This is a genomic window from Agrobacterium sp. GW821-FHT02D03 (genome assembly GCF_059421725.1).
Genome location: NZ_JBWKVN010000001.1, coordinates 67,348 through 86,542, shown reverse-complemented (window position 1 = coordinate 86,542; position 19,195 = coordinate 67,348). Strand labels below are relative to the sequence as shown.

The 19,195-nt window shown below is 59.1% G+C and carries 18 protein-coding genes, 1 tRNA gene and 1 other RNA gene; 9 read left to right on the top strand and 11 right to left on the bottom strand.

Annotated features, from left to right (window positions below; all coding sequences use genetic code 11):
• The 7 genes from AC07U5_RS00415 to AC07U5_RS00385 form a co-directional block, all read right to left on the bottom strand.
• The gene (locus tag AC07U5_RS00415; RefSeq protein WP_062443187.1) at nucleotides 1-402 is read right to left on the bottom strand and encodes a cytidine deaminase; all 402 of its coding nucleotides are present in this window, start codon (nucleotides 400-402) and stop codon (nucleotides 1-3) included.
• A 3-nt stretch (nucleotides 403-405) separates the two neighbouring features.
• Nucleotides 406-1,377 (bottom strand): ABC transporter permease, encoded by a 972-nt coding sequence (locus AC07U5_RS00410; protein WP_113178800.1) that lies wholly within the window; start codon nucleotides 1,375-1,377, stop codon nucleotides 406-408.
• Between the two features lie 4 nt (nucleotides 1,378-1,381).
• Nucleotides 1,382-2,485, bottom strand: coding sequence for an ABC transporter permease (locus AC07U5_RS00405; RefSeq protein WP_062427202.1), 1,104 nt, complete (start codon nucleotides 2,483-2,485; stop codon nucleotides 1,382-1,384).
• 10 nt (nucleotides 2,486-2,495) lie between these two features.
• The gene (locus AC07U5_RS00400) at nucleotides 2,496-4,001 is read right to left on the bottom strand and encodes an ABC transporter ATP-binding protein (RefSeq protein ID WP_111850193.1); all 1,506 of its coding nucleotides are present in this window, start codon (nucleotides 3,999-4,001) and stop codon (nucleotides 2,496-2,498) included.
• Nucleotides 4,002-4,083: 82 nt separating this feature from the next.
• Complete coding sequence (locus AC07U5_RS00395; RefSeq protein ID WP_494722005.1) at nucleotides 4,084-5,076, bottom strand: BMP family lipoprotein; 993 nt, start codon at nucleotides 5,074-5,076, stop codon at nucleotides 4,084-4,086.
• Nucleotides 5,077-5,291: 215 nt separating this feature from the next.
• Nucleotides 5,292-5,942 carry a peptide-methionine (S)-S-oxide reductase MsrA gene (gene msrA / locus AC07U5_RS00390; RefSeq protein WP_062427199.1) on the bottom strand — a complete coding sequence of 217 codons (651 nt, stop codon included), beginning with the start codon at nucleotides 5,940-5,942 and terminating at the stop codon, nucleotides 5,292-5,294.
• 64 nt (nucleotides 5,943-6,006) lie between these two features.
• Nucleotides 6,007-6,324 carry a hypothetical protein gene (locus tag AC07U5_RS00385; protein WP_062427198.1) on the bottom strand — a complete coding sequence of 106 codons (318 nt, stop codon included), beginning with the start codon at nucleotides 6,322-6,324 and terminating at the stop codon, nucleotides 6,007-6,009.
• A 222-nt stretch (nucleotides 6,325-6,546) separates the two neighbouring features.
• Here AC07U5_RS00385 and AC07U5_RS00380 point away from each other — a divergent pair.
• The 3 genes from AC07U5_RS00380 to AC07U5_RS00370 all read left to right on the top strand — a co-directional run bounded on the left by AC07U5_RS00380 (nucleotide 6,547) and on the right by AC07U5_RS00370 (nucleotide 11,282).
• Nucleotides 6,547-6,636: transfer RNA gene (locus AC07U5_RS00380), tRNA-Ser, on the top strand.
• Nucleotides 6,637-6,867: 231 nt separating this feature from the next.
• Nucleotides 6,868-8,154, top strand: a complete 1,287-nt coding sequence (locus AC07U5_RS00375) for an efflux RND transporter periplasmic adaptor subunit (protein WP_494722004.1) — start codon at nucleotides 6,868-6,870, stop codon at nucleotides 8,152-8,154.
• Nucleotides 8,151-11,282: an efflux RND transporter permease subunit gene (locus tag AC07U5_RS00370; RefSeq protein ID WP_494722003.1), complete on the top strand. Its 3,132-nt coding sequence runs from the start codon at nucleotides 8,151-8,153 to the stop codon at nucleotides 11,280-11,282. Before AC07U5_RS00375 ends, AC07U5_RS00370 begins: the two co-directional genes overlap by 4 nt.
• A gap of 166 nt (nucleotides 11,283-11,448) precedes the next feature.
• Here AC07U5_RS00370 and AC07U5_RS00365 read toward each other — a convergent pair whose 3' ends face one another.
• Nucleotides 11,449-12,033, bottom strand: a complete 585-nt coding sequence (locus tag AC07U5_RS00365) for a c-type cytochrome (protein WP_494722002.1) — start codon at nucleotides 12,031-12,033, stop codon at nucleotides 11,449-11,451.
• Between the two features lie 150 nt (nucleotides 12,034-12,183).
• Here AC07U5_RS00365 and AC07U5_RS00360 point away from each other — a divergent pair, with 150 nt between their 5' ends.
• Entirely contained in the window at nucleotides 12,184-12,939 is a 756-nt protein-coding gene (locus tag AC07U5_RS00360) for a 3-deoxy-manno-octulosonate cytidylyltransferase (protein ID WP_494722001.1), read from the top strand.
• 10 nt (nucleotides 12,940-12,949) lie between these two features.
• The gene (locus AC07U5_RS00355; RefSeq protein ID WP_494722000.1) at nucleotides 12,950-13,810 is read left to right on the top strand and encodes a prephenate dehydratase; all 861 of its coding nucleotides are present in this window, start codon (nucleotides 12,950-12,952) and stop codon (nucleotides 13,808-13,810) included.
• A gap of 95 nt (nucleotides 13,811-13,905) precedes the next feature.
• Here the strand turns inward: AC07U5_RS00355 and nudC are convergent, their stop codons facing one another.
• Nucleotides 13,906-14,874: an NAD(+) diphosphatase gene (nudC, locus tag AC07U5_RS00350; protein ID WP_494721999.1), complete on the bottom strand. Its 969-nt coding sequence runs from the start codon at nucleotides 14,872-14,874 to the stop codon at nucleotides 13,906-13,908.
• A complete protein-coding gene (locus AC07U5_RS00345; RefSeq protein ID WP_112358173.1) occupies nucleotides 14,874-15,278 on the bottom strand; it encodes an HIT domain-containing protein in 405 nt (134 codons plus the stop codon). The genes nudC and AC07U5_RS00345 overlap by 1 nt, the downstream gene beginning before the upstream one ends.
• 132 nt (nucleotides 15,279-15,410) lie before the next feature.
• On the opposite strand from AC07U5_RS00345, the gene ffs reads away from it, so the two are divergent.
• The 3 genes from ffs (at nucleotide 15,411) to AC07U5_RS00330 (ending at nucleotide 17,862) form a co-directional block, all read left to right on the top strand.
• Nucleotides 15,411-15,507, top strand: an RNA gene (ffs, locus tag AC07U5_RS00340) — signal recognition particle sRNA small type.
• Between the two features lie 78 nt (nucleotides 15,508-15,585).
• Nucleotides 15,586-17,463 (top strand): DNA polymerase III subunit gamma/tau, encoded by a 1,878-nt coding sequence (locus AC07U5_RS00335; RefSeq protein ID WP_494721998.1) that lies wholly within the window; start codon nucleotides 15,586-15,588, stop codon nucleotides 17,461-17,463.
• A gap of 75 nt (nucleotides 17,464-17,538) precedes the next feature.
• On the top strand, nucleotides 17,539-17,862 hold the full coding sequence (locus tag AC07U5_RS00330) for a YbaB/EbfC family nucleoid-associated protein (protein ID WP_062427189.1): 324 nt from the start codon (nucleotides 17,539-17,541) through the stop codon (nucleotides 17,860-17,862).
• 39 nt (nucleotides 17,863-17,901) lie between these two features.
• On the opposite strand, the gene AC07U5_RS00325 is transcribed toward AC07U5_RS00330, so the two are convergent.
• The gene (locus tag AC07U5_RS00325) at nucleotides 17,902-18,513 is read right to left on the bottom strand and encodes an MOSC domain-containing protein (protein WP_333631269.1); all 612 of its coding nucleotides are present in this window, start codon (nucleotides 18,511-18,513) and stop codon (nucleotides 17,902-17,904) included.
• A 58-nt stretch (nucleotides 18,514-18,571) separates the two neighbouring features.
• Here AC07U5_RS00325 and recR point away from each other — a divergent pair, with 58 nt between their 5' ends.
• Nucleotides 18,572-19,177, top strand: coding sequence for a recombination mediator RecR (gene recR, locus AC07U5_RS00320; protein ID WP_062427187.1), 606 nt, complete (start codon nucleotides 18,572-18,574; stop codon nucleotides 19,175-19,177).
• Nucleotides 19,178-19,195: the final 18 nt, after the last annotated feature.

Genomic DNA, 19,195 nt, shown 5'->3' with positions numbered 1-19,195 from the left:
TTACAACTCGGTCTTGAAGCTGAAGGGCAGAAGTTCGTCCATGGTCATCACCTTCTGCACGCCGCTCTCGTCACAGAGATAGACCTTCGTTTCAGCGCTTGCGAACTCTGCAATCTTCTGGCGGCAGCCGCCGCAAGGCGGGCAGAGCGCCAGCTTTTCTGCGATGACCGCGATCTCCTTGATCTGCTTGGCGCCGCCCATCACCATGGCGCTGATGGCGGAAGGCTCCGCGCACCAGCCCTGCGGGAAGGACAGGTTTTCGATATTGGCGCCCTTGTAGACTTTGCCGTCTTCGGCACGGATCGCAGCGCCCACCGGGAACTTCGAGTAGGGCGCATGTGCAAAGCCCATGGCCTCACGGGCGGCTTCGAAGAGCGCGTGGGTCGTCGGTTCGTTCAGCATCGATCAACGCTCCTTGGAGTAGGCAACACCACCGGCCTTCGGCGGCTTGGCGACGCCGATGAAACCGGCGAGCAGAATGCAGGTGAGGATATAGGGCAGCGCCTGGAAGATCTGCACCGGCACTTCGCCGATGCCGGGGATCGCCTTGCCCTGCATGAAGTTCGCCATCGCATCGAGGAAGCCGAAGAGAAGGCAGGCAAACATGACCGGGACCGGCTTCCACTTGGCGAAGATCAGAGCGGCAAGTGCAATATAGCCCTTGCCGGCAGACATGTTGGCAATGAAGGCCGCCGATTGCGCAACGGCAAGATAGGTACCGGCGAAGCCGCACAGGAAACCGGCAACGATGACGGCGCGGAAGCGCATCCATGCGACCGAAATGCCAGCCGTATCCACGGCACCCGGGTTCTCACCGACAGCGCGCAGGCGAAGGCCGAAGCGCGTGCGGTAAAGCACCCACCAGGAAATCGGCACGGCCAGAAAGGCAAGATAGGTCAGAATGTTGTTGCCGGAAATGACATTGGCGTAGAGAGGGCCGATGAAGGGCACGTCACGCATCATGTCTACACCCGGCAGAATGATCGGCGTGAAACGGCCCTCGCCGGTGATCTGCGGCGTGCGTCCGCCCTGGCCGAACCAGGCTTGACCCAGAACGACCGTGAGGCCGGCGGCGACGAAGTTCAGCGCCACGCCGGAGACGATCTGGTTGCCGCGATTGGTGATGACGGCAAAGCCATGCACCAGCGAGAAGAAGATCGAGATACCGATACCGGCAGCAAGGCCAGCCCAGGGGTCTTTGGTCAGATAGGCAACGCAGGCGGATGCGAAGGCGGCGGCCAGCATCTTGCCTTCCAGGCCGATATCGAACACGCCGGCGCGTTCGGAGAATAGCCCCGCAAGGGCGGTAAACAGAAGCGGAATGGTCAGGCGGACGGTCGAACCGAGAATGCTGACCAGCATGTCGAAGCTTTCCATGGCCTTACCTCTTCACGAAATTCTGGTAGATGCGCACAAGCGCGGGGCGATACATAAATTCAAGGGCACCGGCAAACAGGATCACCAGACCCTGGATGACGACGATCATCTCACGGGTGATGTTGGGCATCTCAAATGAGAGATCCGCGCCGCCTTGATAGAGGATACCGAAGAGCAGCGCCGCAAAGACGATGCCGAGTGGATGGCTTCTGCCCATCAGCGAGACGGCAATCCCGACGAAGCCTGCACCTGCGACGAACTCCACCTGAAGACGGGCTGACGCGCCCATGACCGGGTTCAATGCCATCATGCCGGCCAAACCGCCGGAGATCAGCATGGTGATGATGACCGTGCGCGAGTAGGGCATACCGGCATAGATAGCCGCTTGCGGGCTGAAACCGAGAGCGCGCATTTCATAGCCAAGCTTGGTGCGCCAGATCAGCACCCACACCAGAAACGCCATGACGAGCGCGATGATGAAGGACACATTGAAGGGCGCGGGGCCAAGCTTGAGGCCGAACAATGCCATCAACCAGTCGAGCTTCGGCAACTGTCCGCCGGGCAGGAATGTGCGGGTTTCCGGTGCCATCTTGCCCGGAACGATCAGCACGTTGACGAGCAGATAGACCATCAATGCCGCGGCAATGAAGTTGAACATGATCGTGGTGATGACGATGTGGCTGCCACGCTTGGCCTGCAGCCAGCCGGGAATGAACGCCCAGGCCGCGCCGAAGACAGCGGCACCGATCACCGCAAAAGGCATCGTCACATACCAGGGAACGTAACGGTCGAGCGTGAGCGCCACGAGTGCCGCACCCAGACCACCAATATAGGCCTGACCTTCCGAGCCGATATTGAAAAGCCCGGCATGGAAGGCGACGGCGACGGAAAGCCCGGTGAAGATGAAGCTCGTCGTATAGAACAGGGTAAACCCAATGGCGTCACCACGACCGAGCGCGCCCTCGATCAAGAGACGAAGGGCTGCGAAGGGATCTTCGCCGATCGACCAGACGACGAGGCCTGAGATGAAGAAGGCCGTCAGGATGTTCAGAAACGGCAGAAGGCCGTATGTGATCCAACCGGGCAGGGGAACGGAAGCTGTACTCATGTGTGTGGCCTTATGCGGCAATGCCGGCCATCATCAGGCCCAGCGTCTGTTCTTCGGCTTCCGCCGTCTTTTCTCCAACGACCCGGCCGGCGAACATAACCAGAATGCGGTCCGAGAGCGAGCGGATTTCATCCAGTTCAACGGAGACGAGAAGGATGGCCTTGCCCGCATCGCGCATGTCGATGATGCGGCGGTGAATGAACTCGATCGCCCCGATATCGACGCCGCGCGTTGGCTGGCCAATGATCAGCATGCTCGGGTCGCGCTCGATTTCGCGCGCAACGACGATCTTCTGCTGGTTGCCACCGGAGAAATTGGCAGTTTTTAGTCGGGCATTTGGCGGGCGGATATCGTATTTCTCGATCTTTTCCACCGCATCCTTGCGAATGGCTTCGGGATCGAGAAACGGACCTTTTCCATAGCGTTCGTCACGATGATAGCCGAGGATCGAATTCTCATATTCCTCGAACTTCAAGATCAGGCCCATATGGTGGCGGTCTTCCGGGATATGGGCCAGACCCAGTTGGCGCAAGATGGCCGGATCGACCTTGTCCACCTGCTTGCCACCGATCAGGATTTCACCCGAATGCGGCTTGCGAATTCCGGCAATGGCTTCCAGGAGTTCGGACTGACCGTTTCCGGCAACGCCCGCAATGCCGACGATTTCGCCGGCGCGCACGTCGAAGGAAACATTGTCCACCATGGTCACGCCACGGCTGTCCTTCACCGTCAGGTTACGAACCGAAAAAAGAACCTCGCCAGGCTTGGCCTCACCCTTTTCGACGCGCAGCAGAACACGGCGACCGACCATCAACTCGGCCAGTTCTTCCACCGTCGTCTCCGACGTCTTGCGCGTCGCCACCATCTCTCCGCGGCGCATGACGGAGACCTCGTCGGTAATCGCCATGATTTCGCGCAGCTTGTGGGTGATGAGGATGACCGTCTTGCCCTGGTCGCGCAACACGCTCAGAATCTTGAACAGGTGATCGGCTTCGGCAGGCGTCAAGACGCCGGTGGGTTCGTCGAGGATCAGGATTTCCGCGCCGCGATACATGGCTTTCAGGATTTCCACGCGCTGCTGCAGTCCGACCGGCAGATCCTCGATGATCGCATCCGGATTGACCTCGAGGCCATACTCATCCTCAAGGCGCTTCAATTCCTTGCGGGTGGCAGCCGTGCCCTTGGACAGAAGAGCGCCGCCCTCCGCACCGAGCATGACATTTTCCAGCACGGAAAAATTTTCGACCAGCATGAAGTGCTGGTGCACCATGCCGATACCGGCGTCGATGGCAGCCTGGCTGTCCTTGATGGTAACGGGGTTGCCGTTGACCCGGATTTCACCGGAATCGGCCTGATAGAAGCCATAAAGGATCGACATCAGGGTCGACTTGCCGGCACCGTTTTCCCCGATGATGCCGTGGATCGTCCCCTTGGCAACGGTCAGATTGATATTTTTATTGGCGTGAACGGCACCGAACGACTTGTCGATGCCCACGAGCTCGATTGCAGGGTTCATACTCAAACCAAAACCTCTCCGAAGGCTGGATATGAAAAGGGCGCAAGATGAAAAACATCATGCGCCCCCGTCAAATTTCATATCATTTCGGGCAGGAATTGTCCGACATGTAGTCGTGAACTTTGACGGCGCCGGAGATGATGTCTGCTTTCGCCTTGTCGGCAGCTGCCGCCATTTCAGGCGTGATCAGAGCCTTGTTGTTGTCATCGACAGCATAAGCCACGCCATCTTCCTTGACGCCGAGCGCGTTTACGCCAGCGGTGAACTTGTCGTCTTTGACGTCCTTGAACGCGTTATAGACGGCGAGATCGACGCGCTTGACCATCGATGTCAGAACCGAGCCCGGATGCAGGTGGTTCTGGTTGGAATCGACGCCGATCGAGTACTTCTTGTTGTCGGCTGCCGTCTGCAGAACGCCGAGACCCGTCGCACCGGCTGCCGCGTAGATCACGTCCGCGCCCTGGTCGATCTGGTTCTTGGTGAGTTCACCGCCACGCACCGGGTCGTTCCAGGCCGCACCCGTCGTGCCGGTCATGTTCTGGAAGACTTCGATCTTGTTATTGGCAGCCTTGGCGCCCTGGGCGTAGCCGCAGGCGAATTTGCGGATCAACGGAATGTCCATGCCGCCGATGAAGCCGACCTTGCCGGTCTTGGACGCCATGCCGGCGAGCAGACCCACGAGGTAGGAGCCTTCTTCTTCCTTGTAGACGACCGAGCGCACATTCGGCAGGTCGACGACGGAGTCGACGATCACGAACTTGGTGTCGGGAAATTCTTTAGCCACTTTCTCCATCGCGGAGGTCCAGGCAAAGGACACTGCAACCACCGGATTGAAGCCGCGGCTTGCGAAGTTGCGGATCGCCTGTTCACCCTGCGTGTCGCTGGTCGGCTCGAAATCGCGGAACTCGATGCCGGTTTCAGACTTGAACTTCTCAGCACCCGTTGCAGCAGCTTCGTTGAACGACTTGTCGAACTTGCCGCCCGTTCCGTAGACCAGTGCAGGCTTGATATCCGCGGCCAAGGCGGAAGCCGACATCGCAGCAAGCGCGAAAAGCGTCAGAAGGGATTTTTTCATTTTGCAGCCCTGTTGTTGCAGTTTAATTTTATTAAAAAGGGTCCTCCCGCAAGCCCTTATGCTGGGCATGTTCTGCGGAAAAGCCAGCCTTGTGGGCTGAGCGTGAGGAGCATCCTTGCACGGCTGCGAGAAAAATTCACCCGTTTTTTTTGCCCGGTGGAAAACCTCTTTTCTGGTGGTTTTTTAAACTCTTCCACCGGGCAGTTGCCATACAACTAGGCGATGTTGCAGGTCACGCCGGTTCCCCTCAACCCGCAATAGCCGCCCGGGTTCTTGGCAAGATATTGCTGATGGTAGTCCTCGGCATAATAGAAGATATCGAGCGGCTCGATCTCGGTGGTGATCTTCGGACGGTGACCCGCCGTTTCCAGCGCTTGCTGGAAGGCATCGCGGGCGGCCTTGGCTTCGGCGAGTTGCGCATCATTGGTCGTATAGATCACCGAGCGATAGGTCGTGCCGACATCATTCCCCTGACGCATGCCCTGGGTCGGATCATGTTCTTCAAAGAAGATCTTCAGGAGTTGCGCCAGCGTCACCTGTGACGGGTCATAGACCACCTTGACCACCTCGGCATGGCCGGTCAGCCCTGTCGTGGTTTCCTGGTAGTGCGGGTTACGGGTCATTCCACCGGAGTAGCCAACCGCAGTGACGTAGACGCCCGGCGTCTTCCAGAACAACCGTTCGGCACCCCAGAAGCAGCCCATTCCGAGATAGATCGTTTCAAACCCGTCGGGGTAGGGGCCTTTCAGGCTTCTTCCATTGACGAAATGGTGTTCCGGCACAACCACCGCCTCATCCCGGCCGGGGATTGCGGTCTCTGCGGTCGGCATCACTGTCTTTTTTGAAAGGGTATCGAATCCAAACATTGCAGTCTCCCTGCGGCGATCGGCGCCGCGTTCCGCTCTCATGCAGTGTGGGATGCTGGTATCGTCAGGCCGCAAAACGACCGAGCGGTCTTGGCTTTCGGTAGCCTGCCATCCAGAAAAGCAGCGAAAGCCCAAGAAGAACCGCGAAGGCAGGAACGGCATTCAAGCCGTTTTCGATCCAGCGCCACGCTTCCGGGTGAATATAGTGTGCCGTCACGCTTTCTGCCATGGCAAGCGAGGAAGGAAAAACTTCCGCCCAGCCTTCGCGAAAGCTCAAGAGATCGACGGAGGATGTGGAAACCGAGCGGATGGAATCGAAGACGCCAACGCCAATTGCGCACAGAAGAAGCAGAAAGCTAAGAAACCGGAACAAGGCTTTCATGGCAGGACTCCCCGGCGGCTTACTCAACAGGACAGTCGCCCAAGGCGACCTTCTCCTGGTTCTGGATAAAGTCCGAAGCAGCGCTTTGCAATCTCCTCATGAACAGCCTTTTCACAGACATTTAAAAAAACTGTCAGAATCGGGTTGATCGCCGCGAATTCATCGGTATATATCGCGCCGTTCCAGTGATTTGCATTTCCCAAACATGCAGATTGTAAAGAAGGACAGGTGGCCGAGTGGTTTAAGGCGCACGCCTGGAACGCGTGTGTGCGTGAAAGCGTACCGTGGGTTCGAATCCCACCCTGTCCGCCATTTCGCGCTTATAAATTCTCACAATATTTTTGGATTTCGAAAGATCTCGCGCATTGCGTGGCTCTTCTTGTCGTTGCTTTGCGCTCCGCGCACCCCTTCCAAAATTAAAACTTGTCCATGTTACCAAAACTTAAGGTGATTTTGGCGTGATAAGGATGTTTCCTGAGACTGGAAGGTCTCAACGATACGGTGGGCGTATCGCGGCTTTCTCCATCAAGTCGGACCCCCCGCATGAAAAAAATCTGGATACTCTTCAGCATACTGGTTGTCGTCGCTGTTGCGGCTTGGCCGTTTCGTGACGAGATCCCCTATATCAAATCGTTGCCTTTCGTCGCTTCGCAAGGGGCCGTGACGCACACGGCTTCTGCTGATGGAAAGGCCGGGGGAGACAAGGCCGCCGCCCAGGATGGCGGCGGTCACGACCGGGCGAAGGGCCAGGGCGGCGGGCGGCGCAATGGTGGTCCGCCTGCAGTTTCGACAGTCACCGTCGAAGAAGCGGCCTTGCCTATGGATGTGGAAGCGACCGGCTGGGCTGTTGCTGCGGATGCCACCAACATCGCCCCGCGTGAAGCGGGTACGGTCGCGTCTGTGGCTGCCACGAGTGGCCAGGAGGTCAAGGCGGGCGATCTCATCATCAAGATGGATGATCGCTTTGCGAGCGCTGCCGTTGCCAAGGACAAGGCCAACATTGCGTCCGATCAGGCCAGTCTGGCACAGGCACAGGCGGCATTCGATCGCGCGACCGCTCTTGCCAAACAGAGTGCGGAGTCCCAACAGGTGCTGGATCAGGCCCGCGCAGCCCGCGACATGGCCGCCGCCAAGATCGATGCCGACAAGGCAACATTGCAGTCCGATGAGGCAACCCTTCAGGACACCGAAATCCGCGCGCCCTATAATGGTCGCCTCGGCATCATCACCATTAGCCCTGGCGCCTATCTCAGTGCCGGTGTGACGATTGTCAGTATCACCCGCTACGATCCGATTTACATGCAGTTTCGGCTGCCCCAGCGCTATCTGGAGCAGCTGCGTGAAGGGTTGAAAAACGGCGCGACGGTCGATATCGACCCGGTGGCAACCGGCGGAACGCCGATCCAGGGAAAGCTTGCCTATTTCGACAACACGGTCGACCAGGCATCGGGTACGGTGCTGGTCAAGGCCGCGTTCAAGAACGACAAGGGCCTCGTGTGGCCCGGTCAGTCCGCCGATGTCGTCGTTCACTTCCAGTCGGATCAGAAGCAGATCGTTGTGCCGACAGTGGCGCTGAGGGCAGGACCGAACGGGCAGTTCGTCTATACCGTGGATGACAGCCACCATGTTCACATGACGCCTGTCGATGTCATCCGCTCGAACGGCAATATGACGGCGATCGCCAGCGGCCTCTCTGCCGGACAGCGCATCATCGTCGAAGGACAATCTGAACTGACGGATGGTCAGACGGTCGTCGATACGCCGGAAGCTGCCGCCGGTCAGCCAAACAAAGTTGCACAGAACGCGCCCGCCACGGAGATTGCCCAGTGATCGCACGTTTTTGCATCAATCGCCCCGTCGCGACCATCCTTCTTGCGATCGGGCTGACGCTCGCTGGCTTTGCCGGCTACAGGCTCCTGCCTGTGGCAGCACTTCCAAGAGTCGATTCTCCAACGATCAGTGTCACGGCTACGCTCTCCGGCGCCTCGCCGGAAACCATGGCGACCTCGGTGACGACACCGCTCGTCAAGCAGTTTGAGACCATTCCCGGCATCAGTGAAATCAGCGCCACCAACACGCTCGGCAACACCTCCATTGCCATCCAGTTCGATCTGAACCGCGATATCGATGCGGCTGCAGCGGATGTGCAAGCGGCCATTTCGCGCGCGCAACGACAGTTGCCGAGCAACATGACCACCGCCCCGAGCTATCGTAAAAGCAACCCGGCGGACGCGCCGGTCCTGTTGCTGGCTGTCAACAGCAAGGAAATGCCGGCAAGCAAGGTGGACGATATTGCTGAGAACATCATCTCGCCGCTGCTCTCTACCATTTCCGGCGTGGCGCAGGTCAACATCTTCGGTCCCAAAACCTATGCGGTGCGGGTGGGTCTTCAGCCCTCCAAACTTCAGGCCCGAAATCTTGGCGTCGATACGGTCACGACAGCCATTGCTCAGGCGAACAACCAAGTTCCGGTCGGCGCGCTTGAAAACAAGAGCCAGCGCCTGACGATCGATGCCGACACGCAAAGAACCAATGCAGACGAGTTCAAGACGCTGGTCGTCGCCACCGCAAACGGTGCGCCGATCCATCTGGGTGATGTCGCCAATGTGCAGGATGGCGTGGACAATCCGGATGCCGGCAGCTGGTTCGACGGCGAACCCGCCATCATTCTCGCAGTCCAGCGCCAGTCGGATGCCAATACGGTCGATGTGGTGAAAGCCATTCAGGACAAGTTGCCGGCGCTTCGCGAACAATTGCCACCCTCGATCAACATCCATGTCATGAACGACACGTCCGTTGCGATCAAGGACGCCGTTTCGGATGTTCAGTTCACGCTGTTCCTGACCATCGCGCTCGTTGTTCTGGTCATCTATCTCTTCACCGGACACCTGACCGCGACCGTCATTCCTGGTCTTGCCGTTCCCCTGTCTTTGATCGCCGCCTTCGGCGCGATGTATGTCCTGGGATACAGCATCGACAACATCTCGCTTTTGGGGCTGACGCTCTCAGTCGGTCTCGTGGTGGATGATGCCATCGTCATGCTGGAGAATATTCTGCGCCTGCATGAAGAGGGGCTGCCCATGCGTGAGGCCGCACTCAAAGGTGCGGCGGAAGTCAGTTCCACGATTCTGTCCATGTCGATATCGCTCGTTGCCGTCTTCATCCCTATTCTTCTGATGGGTGGTGTGGTTGGCCGTCTGTTCAACGAATTCGGCATGGTGGTGACGCTCGCCATCCTGGCATCGGCGCTCGTGTCCCTGACGGTGACGCCGATGCTCGCTTCGCGCCTGTCGTCTCATTCCTCCAGACCGCCGGCGATCATTCGCTGGTTCGATGCCGGTTTTGACCGGACGCTCGGCGTTTACGACCGCGCCGTCGGATGGTGCCTGCGCCATCGCGGCTTTGTTCTTTTGTGCTTCCTGGGCTCGGTCGCAGCATCCGGCCTGCTGTTCTGGACCCTGCCATCCAGCTTCTTCCCGCAGGAAGACATTGGTCAGCTGTCGGTCTCGACCCGTGCGCGTGAGGACATTTCCTATACGGACATGAGTGACCTGCAAAACCAGGTGGCGGCAGCGATACGCACCAACCCCGCCGTCCTGCATGTCACCTCCATCGTCGGCGGCGGTTCGCGCAGCCCGCTGAACAACGGCTCCATGTTCGTGCAGTTGAAGCCGAAAGCGGATCGAGAACCGCTCCAGCAGACACTGGCTGAGCTGACCAAGGCAACCGCGAAGATTCCCGGTATCAGAACCTACATCACGCCGCAGCAGAGCCTCCGCTTTGGTGGACGCAGTTCGGCTTCGCAATATCAGCTCGTCGTGCAGGGCTTGAGCGCCGATGCCACAAGCCTTTGGTCGGGCAAGCTGATGGACGAGATGCGCAAGGACCCAACATTCACGTCCGTCGCATCTGACGCGCAGAATGGCGCGATTGCCGCAACCATCGTGATTAATTCCGAGAAGGCGGCAGCCTACGGCATTACCAATGATCAGCTGCGCAAGACGTTGGAAATGTCTTTTGGCGGCTATGACGCCGCCCAGATCCAATCGACGGGCAACAGCTATAATGTGATCGTCGAGTTCGATCGCTCCAAGCCCTGGACCGCAGACTCCCTGCGCGACATCAATATTCTTTCCACCAAGACCAACACGCTGGTGCCGCTGTCGAACTTTGCCTCGGTGGAGAGCAAGCCGGCGCCGGTCGCCATCAACCAGACGGGACAGCTGGTCTCGACCACCATCTCCTTCAATCTGCCGGATGGTGTCTCGCTCAGCCAGGCCATGCAGCGCATCGATCAGGTCAAGGCGCAGATCGGCCTTCCCAACGATGTCTTCACCACCTATGGCGGCACGGCAGCGATCTTCCAGCAGTCACAGGGCAATACCGGTCTGCTGATATTGGCCGCGGTGCTGACCATCTACGTGGTGCTGGGTGTTCTCTATGAAAGCTTCATCCATCCGCTCACCATTCTGTCAGGCCTGCCGGCGGCCGCCTTCGGTGCACTTTTAGCGCTTAAAATCATGGGCATGGACTTTTCCATCATCGCCCTGATCGGCCTTCTGATGCTGATCGGCATCGTCAAGAAGAATGCGATCATGATGATCGACGTGGCGGTCGACAATATGCGCAGCAAGGGAGAGGCGGCAGCCGTCGCCATCCACGAGGCCTGCGTGCGCCGTTTCCGCCCGATCATGATGACGACCTTCTGCGCGCTTCTCGGCGCGTTGCCGATCGCGCTTGGCTCCGGTGCCAGTTCCGAACTTCGCCAGCCTTTGGGTGTCGCGGTGGTCGGTGGTCTGCTGGTGTCGCAGGTCCTTACTCTCTTCATCACGCCGGTGATTTTCGTCGAGATGGAGCGTGCGGGCCAAGCTCTTGGCAGGCTGTTCTCACGCCGCCACACGGTGGAACATGAGGCCTATAGCGAGACGGCCAGGAAGCCCAACAAGGCGGCCGCATGATTGCGCCGCTTTCGGAAGGCACAAAAAAGCCCGGTCGCCCGGGCTTTTGAAATTTTACAGCATCGGCCCGAAAATCGGAATCGATTTTCGGAAAGCACGATGCGTAGATCAAAGAAGATAGAGCGTCCTTTGTGCGTCCAATAGGACGCACGGCGCTCTAGTCTGATCAGTTCGTCGGCATCGGTGCCGCAGGTGCATTCGGATCCGGCAGCGGGGCCGGATTGTCGGAAAGCGTGCGCAAATAGGCGATCAGATCGGCGCGCTCTGTTTCCTTCTTGATGCCTGCAAAGCCCATGGCCGTGCCAGGAACGTGCTTTTTCGGTGCTTCGATGAAGTAGCTCAAGTGATCGTAGTCCCACTTCTCGGAGCTACCCTTGGAGAAATCCTTCATGCCAGCGGAATAGCTGAAGCCTGCGTGGCTGGCGATCGGGCGGTTGACCACGTCGAAGAGGTTAGGGCCGACTTTATTGGGGCCGCCCTTGTCCCCGGTGTGACAGCTCGTGCATTTCTTGAACACGGTTTCGCCCTTGGCGGCATCGGCAGTTGCAAGAAGCTTGGCAATCGGTGTTGCAGGCGCCTCGGCTTCGCCTCCGGCGGCCTCGCCTGCACCGGATGTCTCTGCAACGATCGTATAGCCTTCCTTTTCCGGGGCAGCGGAATGGAAAATTGCGTCCGAGGCTATCGATACCGTCATAAGGACGAAGATCGTGCCAAGAAACGCACCGACCGCCATATTAACCCGTGAATTCATTGATTTGCGCTCCCTCACAACCGTTTGCATGAAACGGGCATCTTGAAATTGCGTGAAAGCTATGGCTTTTGCACAGCCTGCGCAACTTGAATATGCTCTCCGCCCCCGTGACGTATTGCCACTTTTCCGGCGGAATTTGAAGGGTGTCGGATGAATAATCGAAATTTCGAAAAAGCTATCGTGCTTATTCCCGCACGAATGGCCTCGACCCGCCTTCCGGGCAAGCCTTTGGCCGACATTAATGGCAAGCCGATGATCGTTCAGGTTGCCTTGCGCGCCCGCGAAGCAGGCGCCGAACGCATCGTTGTCGCGGTGGATGACGAGCGCGTTTTCGACGCGGTCAAGTCGGCCGGTTTCGATGTCATCATGACCCGGAACGATCACCAATCCGGCTCCGACCGCATCTACGAAGCCTTGCAAAAGGCCGATCCGGAGGGCCGCGCCGAATTCGTTATCAATGTTCAAGGCGATCTTCCGACCATCGAGCCGGAAACGATTCGCGCCTCGCTGCTGCCGATGGAAAATCCTGAGGTCGATATCGCCACCCTGACCGTGCCGATCACCGACGAGGACGAAAAAACCAATCCGAGCATCGTCAAGATCGTCGGCAGCCCGCTTTCGCAAACCCGTCTTCGTGCGCTCTATTTTACGCGCGCGACGGCGCCATATGGCAACGGACCGCTCTACCATCACATCGGGCTCTACACCTATCGCCGCGCCGCGCTGGAGAAATTCGTGTCGCTGAAGCCATCCGTGCTTGAGCTGCGCGAGAGCCTCGAACAGCTACGCGCACTGGAAGCAGGCATGCGGATCGATGCGGAGATCGTGCGCTCCATTCCGCTTGGCGTCGATACCCAGCCGCAGCTTGAGACCGCCCGCAAGATCCTTGCCAACAGACAGAATTGAAGATCGCACCATGACCAGCAGCAATCGCATTGCCTTCCAGGGCGAATATGGCGCAAATTCAGACATGGCCTCTCGCGATGTCTTTCCAAATATGGACCCGCTGCCGTGCCCGACCTTCGAAGATGCGTTCAACGCGCTGGAAAATGGCGACGCCGATCTGGCGATGATCCCGATCGAAAACACGCTGGCCGGACGCGTGGCCGATATTCATCACCTGCTTCCGGAATCGCGCCTGCACATCATCGGCGAATATTTCATGCCGATCCGCTTCCAGCTGATGGTGCTGCCCGGTGTGCAGAAGGATGAGATCAAGACGGTCCACAGCCATATCCACGCCCTCGGCCAGTGCCGCAAGATCATCCGCTCCAACGGCTGGAAGGCGGTTGTGGCAGGCGATACCGCCGGCGCTGCAAAGCTGGTGTCGGAAAAGGGCGATCGCAGCATGGCAGCCCTTGCACCCCGCTTGGCCTCGTATCTTTACGGACTGGATATTCTTGCTGAGAATGTCGAGGACTCTGAAAACAACGTCACCCGATTCGTGGTCTTGTCGCGCGATGAGCAATGGGTGAAGCGCATGACGCCGCAGGATGTGATCGTCACCACCTTCGTCTTCAATGTCCGCAATATTCCGGCGGCGCTCTACAAGGCCATGGGCGGCTTTGCCACCAACGGCATCAACATGACGAAGCTCGAAAGCTACCAGATCGGCGGCAAGTTCGTTGCGACGCAGTTTTACGCCGATATCGAAGGCCATCCTGAGGATGAGCCGGTCCGGCATGCGCTGGAAGAGCTGAAATTCTTCTCCGAGAAGGTCCGCATTCTCGGTGTCTATAAGGGCCACGCCATGCGCGGCAATTTCAACACCGTCTAACAGTCAATCCAAGAATGCCGTTGGCGCCTGCAAATGTCAGACCAGCGGCGATTCTTGAACAGACTGCAATCCTCTTATGGTCGGGCGGGGAGGGCTTAAGCCGCGCCGTCCCACTCGATCCAGTCGCGCATCAGGCGATGGGCTATGGCACCTTTCGGTGGCGGCAACTGGCCATTGGCGCCCGTCATCTGCAGGAGTTCCGCGACCTCCTCACGGGTAAACCAGCGGCAATCCTCCAGCTCCGCATCGTCGCGGCTGATGTCGAAGGACAGCGCTTCGGCAAAGCAGCCGATCATTAGCGTGTGGGGCATCGGCCATGGCTGTGAGGCATGGTAGCGAACACGCCCAACCTCAATGGCGGATTCTTCCCGCGTCTCGCGACGCACGGCGTTTTCGATCGTCTCGCCAGGCTCGACGAAGCCCGCGAGGCAGGAATACATGCCCGGCGGAAAATGTGCGCCGCGACCGAGCAGGCAAAGGTCCCGCTCCAGATCGACCGTCAGCATGATGACGACGGGATCGGTGCGTGGAAAGATCGTGTGGCCGCAGCCGGAACAGATGCGCTTATAGCCACCGATCCGAAGCTCCATCTGGTCGCCGCAGCGACCGCAGAATTTGTTGTCGGCGTTCCAGTTCACAAGGCTGACCGCCTGCGCCACTTCGCCCAGCAGTTCCTCGCCGATCAACTGGTCGCGATAGAGCGTGCGCGCATCCGCTGCCTTATAGTGGCCGGCAAGCGCCTCTTCGGCAATCTTGACCGGAACGGCGACCCGCGGTTCGCCATTTTCTCTGTAGCCCAGCAAAATCGCCTGATCGAAATCGGGATCGAGCTCCGCCAGCTCATAGGCGGCAAACAGGGGATCGAGAACCTGATCGTCATGCTTGAGGATCAGCTTGTTGCCGGCAAAGGCCAGAAGATGGGTGCCTTCCACCTTCAAGGCATCGGCCACACAGGTCTCGTTGCGATTTTCGGCAAGGCGGTCAAGATCGTTTTGCGCAAAGGCCGTCAGAGCGGAAGGTTCGGGGTGTGGCGAGGTGGTATCGAAAATGCAATTTGAAGTCATCAGAGTGCGCCAGCCAGTTTCTTTATGAAATCCTGTTTGTCGTGTTCGGCGTAAGGGACTGGGGTCCCCTGTCCCCAGATCGGCCCAGGCCAACACGGATCGCCTTCGTTGCGGGCAATGATATGCACATGGAGTTGGCGGACGATGTTGCCAAGCGCACCGACATTGATTTTGACAGCGCCCGTCAGATCCTTCAGTGCCGAAGCGACAAGGTTGGTCTCAAAGGTCAGTACGGCCTGATCGAGCGGGGTCAGGTCGAACAATTCGCTGACATCGTTGCGTTGAGGGACCAGCACCACCCAGGGCCAGCGGCAATCGTTCTGCAGCCGCAACTGGCAAAGGCCAAGCGTGGTAATCAGGACGCTGTCGCGCGCCAGTCTTTCGTCCAGGTGGAATGGGCCCAAGGCATCCTCCCTAAAATGGTCCGCGGTCTTGCGCCGCAGTTCGCGCTTAATAACGAACTGTTTTCACAGAGATAGCAGTTTTTTCAAGGCCTGACTTGCATTTGCTTCTATTATTGCCGATATGTGGCGCCGGGAGGTTGGTGGTGGACGAGCCACTCGCCAACCGGGTCAGGTCCGGAAGGAAGCAGCCCTAACGAGCCAGGCACGGGTCGCCGTGCCAGCCTCCCACCCTTCTTTTTAAGACACGCTCTGCTTCGCCGGGCCAGTTGAGCCTGAAGCGGGCCCCACTTCGAAAACTGGCGAGGCGATGAGCGACACCGGAACCAATATGCCCCAGACAAAAGAGCAGGGTACAGGTTACCGGGTTTTGGCGCGCAAATACCGCCCCAAGGATTTCTCCGATCTGATGGTCGGGCAGGAGCCGATGGTTCGCACGCTGACCAATGCGTTCGAAACCGGCCGTATCGCCCAGGCCTATATGCTGACCGGTGTGCGCGGTGTCGGCAAGACCACCACCGCCCGCATTCTGGCGCGGGCTTTGAACTACAAGACGCCCGAAATCGACAAGCCCACCATCGATCTGCGCATCCCCGGCGAGCATTGCCAGGCGATCATGGAAGGTCGCCATGTCGACGTGATCGAGATGGACGCCGCCTCGCATACGGGTATCGACGATATTCGCGAGATCATCGAGCAGGTGCGTTATCGCCCGGTCTCTGCGCGCTACAAAGTCTATATCATCGACGAAGTGCACATGCTCTCGACGCAGGCGTTCAACGGCCTGTTGAAGACGCTCGAAGAGCCGCCGGAGCATGTGAAGTTCATCTTCGCCACCACCGAAATCCGCAAGGTTCCGATCACTGTTCTGTCGCGTTGCCAGCGTTTCGATCTTCGCCGCATCAGCGCCGCCGACCTTGTGGGACTGTTCACGGCGATCGCATCCAAGGAAGGTTTCGAGGCCGAACCGCAGGCGCTGTCGATGATTGCGCGTGCAGCCGAAGGTTCGGCGCGTGACGGTCTTTCGCTGCTCGATCAGGCGATCGCCCATGGCAGCGGCCGCGTGGAGGCCGATGCGGTGCGTGGCATGCTCGGTCTTGCCGATCGCGCCCGCATCGTCGATCTCTTCCAGCACATCATCAAGGGCGATGTGGCATCCGCGCTCTCCGAATTCAACGCGCAGTATGAAGCGGGCGCAAGCCCCGTGGTCGTCCTGAACGATCTGGCCGATTTCACCCATCTCGTGACGCGCATGAAATATGTGCCGGATGCGGGGGAAGACCCGTCGCTATCGGAGGTCGAGCGGGTTCGCGGTGCCGAATTTGCCGAAAGTGTCGCCGTCTCCACGCTGTCGCGCATCTGGCAGATGTTGCTGAAGGGGATTCCGGAGGCGGAGAATGCCTCGCGCCCTGCCGGTGCTGCCGAAATGGTATTGATCCGCCTATCGCATGCCGCCAATCTGCCGGCGCCGGAAGACGCGGCCCGCCGTTTGGAAGAGCTTTCACACGGTGCAGGCGCCATGCCAAACGGCGGTCCCGCCGGTGGTGGCGGTAATGGTAATGGTGGCGGCGGCGCACGCGCCTATGGCACGGCGCAGGCTGTTGCTTCGGCGCAGACATCGCCTCAGATGCAATCCGCATCCCAGCCGACAGCCATGCTGCGCGCCGTGCCCGACAGCCGCCCGCAGGACATGCAGGTTGCAGCGCCTCGTACCGAAGAGCGTCCGGAGCCCAAGGTGCCGGTCACATCGGTGCAGGACATCGCCGATCTGGCGCAGAAAAATCGCGATCCCGTCATGCGCGCCAAGGTTCGCAACTTCGTGCGGCTGGTGAAGATCGAGCCCGGCCGTCTCGACATGCGCCTTGGCGAAGGTGCACCGGGCTCGCTCCCCGGCGAACTTGGCGTCAAGCTGAAGGAATGGACGGGCATCCACTGGATCGTCAGCCTCAGCAAGGACGAGGGCGAGCCGACGCTCGTGGAAGCGGAAGGCAATGCGCGTAATGCTCGCTTGGTCGATGCGCGGCAGGATCCGGATGTTGCGGCAATCCTCGCGCAGTTTCCCGGCGCGAAGATCACCGATGTGCGCATTCGCGCCCCCGCGCAGGAAGAGATCGAAGATACCGCGCCGCCTTCCGTGGCTGAATCCAGCGAAGGCGACATTCTTCCCGGCGACGATATCGAGTTTTGAACAAAGCGGCGAAGGTGACGATGCCAACTGTGTTCGGATCATCCGCCCCAACAACAAAAGACAGGAGTTTCAGCCATGCGTGACATTATGGGCATGATGGGCAAGGTCAAGGAAATGCAGGCCAAGATGGAGAAGGTGCAGGAAGAAATTGCCGCACTCGAAGTCCATGGCACGTCCGGTGGTGGTCTCGTCACTGTGACCCTCAATGGCAAGGGCGAGATGCGCGGCTTGAAGATCGATCCGTCGCTCTTCAAGGAAGACGAGGTCGAAATCCTCGAAGACCTGATCGTGGCGGCCCACAAGGATGCCAAGGAAAAGGGCGAAGCCCAGGCACAGGAAAAGATGGCTGGGCTGACTGCAGGCCTGCCGATCCCGCCCGGCATGAAGTTCCCGTTCTAAAAACCTGCGTCGGCCTTGGGCGACGCAAGCCAATAAGACTTAGGCGATCATCTCGCGAAAGCGGCTGGCAAGGGGCGTGTCGAGAAAAGCGGCACGCTCTTCCTGCGTCAGGCGGTTGGGCCGAAAGCGCTGTAGGATGACCGGGATCGGAAGTTTCGTTCCGTCATAGGGTGTGAAGGTCACGCTCTCTCCGGCTTCCATCATGCCTGATTGGAGCACACGGCAGTAAAATCCGGGATGGCCGGCATCGCGAAAGCGCCGGGCAAATTGCGGGTCGCCAACGCGCGCTGTGAGCGTCGCGCAGGGTATGCGCGCGGCGGTGACTTCCAGCGTCACCTGTTGGAGCCCTAGCCGATCGCCGACGCAGAGCGTGGCACTATCGATGCCTTCGATCACCAGGTTCTCGCCGAAGAATCCGGGCTCCACGGCATGGCCGAGATCATTTGCCCAGAAGTCGAGATCGCCCGAACCCATGGCATAGATCGCCTGGTCAGGCCCGCCGTGATGCTTGCGGTTACAGACGGCGTCGCCAACGATCCCTTGCACATCGACCATCACAGGCCCACTTAGCGCGTGTTTGAAGATGCCGGTCTTGGATGTCTTGCCGGGGAGCGTTTGCGCATCCGCGCGACAAATCGCCTGAATTTTCATGAGATGCCTTTCGCGCTTCGCGATTCCCGTTCAACGATTAATGCAGTAGAAACGCTCCATGGCAAAACGAGTCACCGGTCCTGAAATCGAAAAACTGATCCAGCTTCTGGCAAAGGTGCCGGGACTTGGCCCCCGCTCTGCGCGCCGCGCGGCACTGCACCTCATCAAGAAGAAGGAGCAGTTGCTGGGTCCCCTTGGACATGCCATGGACGAAGCCTATCACAAGGTCAAGATCTGCTCCTGCTGCGGCAATGTCGATACGATCGATCCCTGCACGGTCTGCTCCGATGTGCAGCGCGACCAGGCGGTGATCATCGTGGTGGAAGACGTGTCCGATCTCTGGGCACTGGAGCGGGCAGGGGCGATGAACACGGCCTACCACGTGTTGGGCGGTACGCTCTCGCCGCTGGATGGCGTCGGCCCGGAAGATCTCAACATCAAGGGCCTGATCGACAGGGTCAGTGTCGGCGGCATTCGCGAGCTGATCATCGCCGTCAACGCCACCGTCGAGGGTCAGGCGACCGCACATTACATCACCGACCGTCTGACCGACCTCGGCGTCAAGATCACCCGCCTTGCCCACGGCGTGCCGGTTGGCGGCGAGCTGGACTATCTCGACGAAGGTACGTTGACCGCGGCGCTTCGCGCCCGCACGGCAATTTGAACTCACATAAAGATCAGG